Raw genomic sequence first — 5,707 nt, forward strand, 5'->3', positions numbered from 1 at the left:
GTCAGCGACTGCGTGGGCCCGTTGTGGCAGAGCGGCGGGGGGGGCGCGGCGGGGGGCCGCCAGCCGCCGGGCGGCGCGCCCCCCCCGGACGAAACCCCACCCCCCCCCCCCGGGGGGCGCACCCCCCCCACGCCCCCCCCGGGCGGCCCGCCCCGCGCCGCTGCCCGGCGCCGTCCGGCCCTCGCCCACGGTCAGCGACCTGCGCTGTCCACCACTGCGGACCACTCGTCGAGCAGTGCCTGCGCGGACGCGTCATCGGGCCCTTCTGCCCACAAATGAGTGACCGCCTCGGCGGGATCGGGCAGCACTAACACCCAGCGCCCGTCGGTCTCCACGACCCGCACACCATCGGTCGTGTCCACCGAACGCTCCCCCGCGGCCTCCACCACGCGACGCATCACCAGACCCTTGACCGCCCACGGAGTCGCGAGGTCACGCCGCAGCACATGGGCCCGCGGAATCCGCGCGTCGATCTGGCTGAGCGTGAGCTGCGTCCGCGCCACAAGCCCGATGAGCCGCACGAACGCCGCCGTACCGTCGAAGACGCTGCTGAACTCGGGGATGATGAAGCCACCGCGGCCGTCGCCCCCGAAGATCGTCGACTCGTCGCGCCCCACCCGCGTCAGATCGTCCGGCGACGTGGTCGTCCAGTCGACCTGCGTACCGTGGTACGCGGCCACCTGCTCGGCGATCCGCGTCGGCGTCACCGGAAGGGCCACCCGCCCGCTGCGCCGCTCGGCGGCGACCAGATCGAGCATGACGAGCAGCGCCCGGTCGTCCTCGACGATCCGCCCCTTCTCGTCGACGAGCGAAAGACGCTCACCCACCGGATCGAAGCGCACCCCGAACGCGGCCCGAGCCGACGCCACGATCTCGCCGAGCCGCACAAGCCCCGATCTGCGTGCCTCGTAGGACTCGGTCGGACGTGACTCGTCGAGACCCGGGTTGATGGTCAGCGCATCGACACCGAGCCGCCCGAGAAGGCTCGGCAGCACAAGGCCCGCGCTGCCGTTGGACGCGTCGACGACCACCTTCAGCTCGGACTCGGCCACACCCGTGGTGTCGATATTGCGCAGCAGGGAGCCGGTGTAGGAGTCGAAGACACTCGACGGGAAATGCAGATCCCCGATCTCGCCGGGAAAAGCACGCCGGTACTCCTGACGCGCGTACACACGGTCCAGCTTCCGCTGACTCCCCTGCGACAGATCCGCTCCGCGCCCGTCGAAGAACATGATGTCGACGGAGTCCGGCACCCCCGGAGTCGTCCGGATCATGATCCCGCCGGCACTGCCCCGCGCGGTCTGCTGTCGCGCCACCGGCAACGGCACATTCTCCAGATCGCGTACGTCGATGGCGCTGGCCTGCAGAGCAGAGATCACCGCTCGTTTCAGCGCACGGGCGCCTCGCGAATGGTCACGCGCGGTCGTGACGGTCGAGCCCTTCTTCAGCGTCGTCGCATACGCGCCGGCAAGCCGCACCGCGAGCTCCGGGGTGATCTCCACGTTCAGGATCCCGGATACCCCGCGCGCACCGAACAGGTGGGCCTGGCCCCGCGACTCCCAGATGACGGACGTGTTGACGAAGGCGCCGGCTTCGATCGTCTTGAACGGGTAGACGCGGACGTTGCCCTGAATGATCGATTCCTCACCGACCAGGCACTCGTCACCGATGACCGCACCGTCCTCGATACGGGCGGCCCGCATGATGTCGGTGTTCTTCCCGATCACACAGCCCCGCAGATTGCTGTGCTCGCCGACGTAGACGTTGTCGTGGACGACGGCCTTGTGCAGAAACGCCCCGGTCTTGACCACGACGTTCGAGCCGATGACGGTGTGCTCGCGAATCTCCGCGCCGGCCTCGACCTTGGCGTAGTCCCCGATGTACAGCGGCCCGCGCAGCACGGCGTCGGGGTGCACCTCGGCCCCCTCGGCGACCCACACACCGGGCGAGATCTCGAAGCCGTCGAGCTCGACGTCGACCTTGCGCTCCAGCACGTCGGCCTGCGCCTTGCCGTAGCTCTCGTGCGTGCCGACGTCCTCCCAGTACCCCTCGGCGACATACCCATAGATGGGCTTGCCCTCCTTCATGAGCTGAGGGAAGACATCGCCGGACCAGTCCACCGACGCGTCGGCCTCGACGTAGTCGAAGACCTCGGGCTCCATCACATAGATGCCCGTATTCACCGTGTCCGAGAAGACTTGCCCCCAGGTCGGCTTCTCGAGGAAGCGCTCGACCTTTCCTTCTTCGTCCACGATGGTGATGCCGAATTCCAGCGGATTGGGAACACGCGTCAGACAGACGGTGACAAGCGCGCCCTTTTCCTTGTGGAAGTTGATGAGCTCGGTGAGGTCGAAATCAGTGAGAGCATCACCGGAGATCACGAGGAATGCATCGTCCTTCAGCGCTTCCTCAGCGTTCTTCACACTCCCAGCAGTGCCGAGTGGCTTCTCCTCATTGGCATAGGTGAGCTCCATCCCGAGCTCTTCACCATCGCCGAAGTAATTCCTGACCAGAGAGGCCAGGAACTGGACTGTCACTACGGTCTCGGTGAGCCCATGCCGCTTGAGCAGCCGCAGCACATGCTCCATGATCGGCCTATTGGCCACGGGCAGGAGCGGCTTGGGCATGCTCGAGGTCATGGGGCGAAGGCGAGTGCCTTCGCCTCCGGCCATTACGACGGCCTTCATGTCGGAAGCGTCCTCCTCAATAGACGACGATCTAGCCGACTTAGCCCGCCCAGATTGGCCCGCATATGTCAGATACGGGCCTGCAAGCCTCTACAGCTGCCGAATCGGCAAGCTCAATCGGCCGTGGCGTCCGCCCGGACAAGTCTGCGGACCTGAACCACGTAGAGGATCCCTGCCCACCAGTACAGCGTTGTACCCCATCCGGCGAACGCCCATCCGAAAATAGCAGCGAGAGTGTTGATCCAGCCACTTCCATCACTGAGAAGCAGTAGTGGAAAGGCGTACATCAGGTTGAAGGTGGCAGCCTTGCCGAGGAAGTTCACCTGGGGCGGCGGATAGCCGTGACGCCTGAGGATCCCGACCATCACCAGCAGAACCAGCTCGCGCAGGAGCAGCACCGCGGTCAGCCAGAGCGGAAGAATCCCCCGCCACGTGAGTCCGACCAATGTGGACAAAATATAGAGCCGGTCAGCAGCCGGGTCGAGCAGCCGCCCGAGGTTGCTGATCTGGTTCCAGCGGCGGGCCAACTTGCCGTCGAGATAGTCGCTGATGCCGCTCAGCATCAGCACCAACAGCGCCCAGTGGTCACTCTTGGGGCCACCAAACTCCGGCCTGAGGATCAACCACAGGAAGAGGGGTACGCCGACGAGGCGCGCCATGCTGAGGATGTTCGGGATGGTGAGGACTCGGTCCGTCTGGACACGTGTCTCCTGGACCTCCACCCGGGGGCCTCCTGTGGGAAATGAGCCGATGATGCCCCCTGACCTTACCCTCAGTTGTCAGCTGCCGGTGCAGAGGGGTAGCCGGCCACGGAAACACAAAAAAGCCGTGGCCCCTGGAATTGAATCCAGAGGCCACGGCTATAAAAGAAGTTCGGCGGCGTCCTACTCTCCCACAGGGTCCCCCCTGCAGTACCATCGGCGCTGTGAGGCTTAGCTTCCGGGTTCGGAATGTAACCGGGCGTTTCCCTCACGCTATGACCACCGAAACACTATGAAACTGTCAACCGCACCGTACGTGACCCTGTACGGGGTTGTTCGTGGTTTCAGAACCAACACAGTGGACGCGAGCAACTGAGGACAAGCCCTCGGCCTATTAGTACCAGTCACCTCCACCCGTTACCGGGCTTCCAGATCTGGCCTATCAACCCAGTCGTCTACTGGGAGCCTTAACCCCTCAAAGGGGGTGGGAACACTCATCTCGAAGCAGGCTTCCCGCTTAGATGCTTTCAGCGGTTATCCTTTCCGAACGTAGCCAACCAGCCATGCCCTTGGCAGGACAACTGGCACACCAGAGGTTCGTCCGTCCCGGTCCTCTCGTACTAGGGACAGCCCTTCTCAATATTCCTACGCGCACAGAGGATAGGGACCGAACTGTCTCACGACGTTCTAAACCCAGCTCGCGTACCGCTTTAATGGGCGAACAGCCCAACCCTTGGGACCGACTCCAGCCCCAGGATGCGACGAGCCGACATCGAGGTGCCAAACCATCCCGTCGATATGGACTCTTGGGGAAGATCAGCCTGTTATCCCCGGGGTACCTTTTATCCGTTGAGCGACGGCGCTTCCACAAGCCACCGCCGGATCACTAGTCCCGACTTTCGTCCCTGCTCGACCCGTCGGTCTCACAGTCAAGCTCCCTTGTGCACTTACACTCAACACCTGATTACCAACCAGGCTGAGGGAACCTTTGGGCGCCTCCGTTACTCTTTGGGAGGCAACCGCCCCAGTTAAACTACCCATCAGACACTGTCCCTGATCCGGATCACGGACCGAGGTTAGACATCCAGCACGACCAGAGTGGTATTTCAACGGCGACTCCACGAACACTGGCGTGCCCGCTTCAAAGTCTCCCACCTATCCTACACAAGCCGAACCGAACACCAATATCAAACTGTAGTAAAGGTCCCGGGGTCTTTCCGTCCTTCTGCGCGAAACGAGCATCTTTACTCGTAGTGCAATTTCACCGGGCCTATGGTTGAGACAGTCGAGAAGTCGTTACGCCATTCGTGCAGGTCGGAACTTACCCGACAAGGAATTTCGCTACCTTAGGATGGTTATAGTTACCACCGCCGTTTACTGGCGCTTAAGTTCTCAGCTTCGCCACCCCGAAGAGTGACTAACCGGTCCCCTTAACGTTCCAGCACCGGGCAGGCGTCAGTCCGTATACATCGCCTTACGGCTTCGCACGGACCTGTGTTTTTAGTAAACAGTCGCTTCTCGCTGGTCTCTGCGGCCACCCCCAGCTCAGACAGTAAATGTCATCACCGGTGATGGCCCCCCTTCTCCCGAAGTTACGGGGGCATTTTGCCGAGTTCCTTAACCATAGTTCACCCGAACGCCTCGGTATTCTCTACCTGACCACCTGAGTCGGTTTAGGGTACGGGCCGCCATGAAACTCGCTAGAGGCTTTTCTCGACAGCATAGGATCATCCACTTCACCACAATCGGCTCGGCATCAGGTCTCACCCTCATGTCATCCGGATTTACCTAGATGACGGGCTACACCCTTACCCCGGGACAACCACCGCCCGGGCTGGACTACCTTCCTGCGTCACCCCATCACTCACCTACTACAAGTCTGGTCCGTCGGCTCCACCACTTCCCTTTGCCCGAAGGCTCCAGGACGGCTTCACGGACTTAGCATCGCCTGATTCAATGTTTGACGCTTCACAGCGGGTACCGGAATATCAACCGGTTATCCATCGACTACGCCTGTCGGCCTCGCCTTAGGTCCCGACTTACCCTGGGCAGATCAGCTTGACCCAGGAACCCTTAGTCAATCGGCGCACACGTTTCTCACGTATGTATCGCTACTCATGCCTGCATTCTCACTCGTGAACCGTCCACCACTAGCTTCCGCTGCAGCTTCACCCGGCACACGACGCTCCCCTACCCATCCACACAGGCGTTGGCCCTATTGTGTGAATGACACGACTTCGGCGGTACGCTTGAGCCCCGCTACATTGTCGGCGCGGAATCACTTGACCAGTGAGCTATTACGCACTCTTTCAAGGGTGG

At 62.4% G+C, this 5,707-nt stretch carries 2 protein-coding genes and 2 rRNA genes; all 4 read right to left on the bottom strand.

Annotated elements, in window-relative coordinates; all coding sequences use genetic code 11:
- Window positions 1-191: 191 nt before the first annotated feature.
- Window positions 192-2,687, bottom strand: a complete 2,496-nt coding sequence (locus tag ACFWY6_RS43615; RefSeq protein WP_384702929.1) for a sugar phosphate nucleotidyltransferase — start codon at window positions 2,685-2,687, stop codon at window positions 192-194.
- 113 nt (window positions 2,688-2,800) lie between these two features.
- Window positions 2,801-3,409, bottom strand: coding sequence for a CDP-alcohol phosphatidyltransferase family protein (locus ACFWY6_RS43620; RefSeq protein WP_384702932.1), 609 nt, complete (start codon window positions 3,407-3,409; stop codon window positions 2,801-2,803).
- Window positions 3,410-3,558: 149 nt separating this feature from the next.
- A 5S ribosomal RNA gene (rrf, locus tag ACFWY6_RS43625) occupies window positions 3,559-3,675 on the bottom strand.
- 87 nt (window positions 3,676-3,762) lie between these two features.
- Window positions 3,763-5,707, bottom strand: a 23S ribosomal RNA gene (locus tag ACFWY6_RS43630); the annotation flags it as partial.

The organism is Streptomyces sp. NPDC059037 (assembly GCF_042740015.1).
Classification (GTDB): Bacteria; Actinomycetota; Actinomycetes; order Streptomycetales; family Streptomycetaceae; genus Streptomyces.

Coding starts and splice junctions, on each gene's coding strand:
- ACFWY6_RS43615 (WP_384702929.1), bottom strand. CDS start 2,687: ATGAAGGCCGTCGTAATGGCCGGAGGCGAAGGCACTCGCCTTCGCCCC.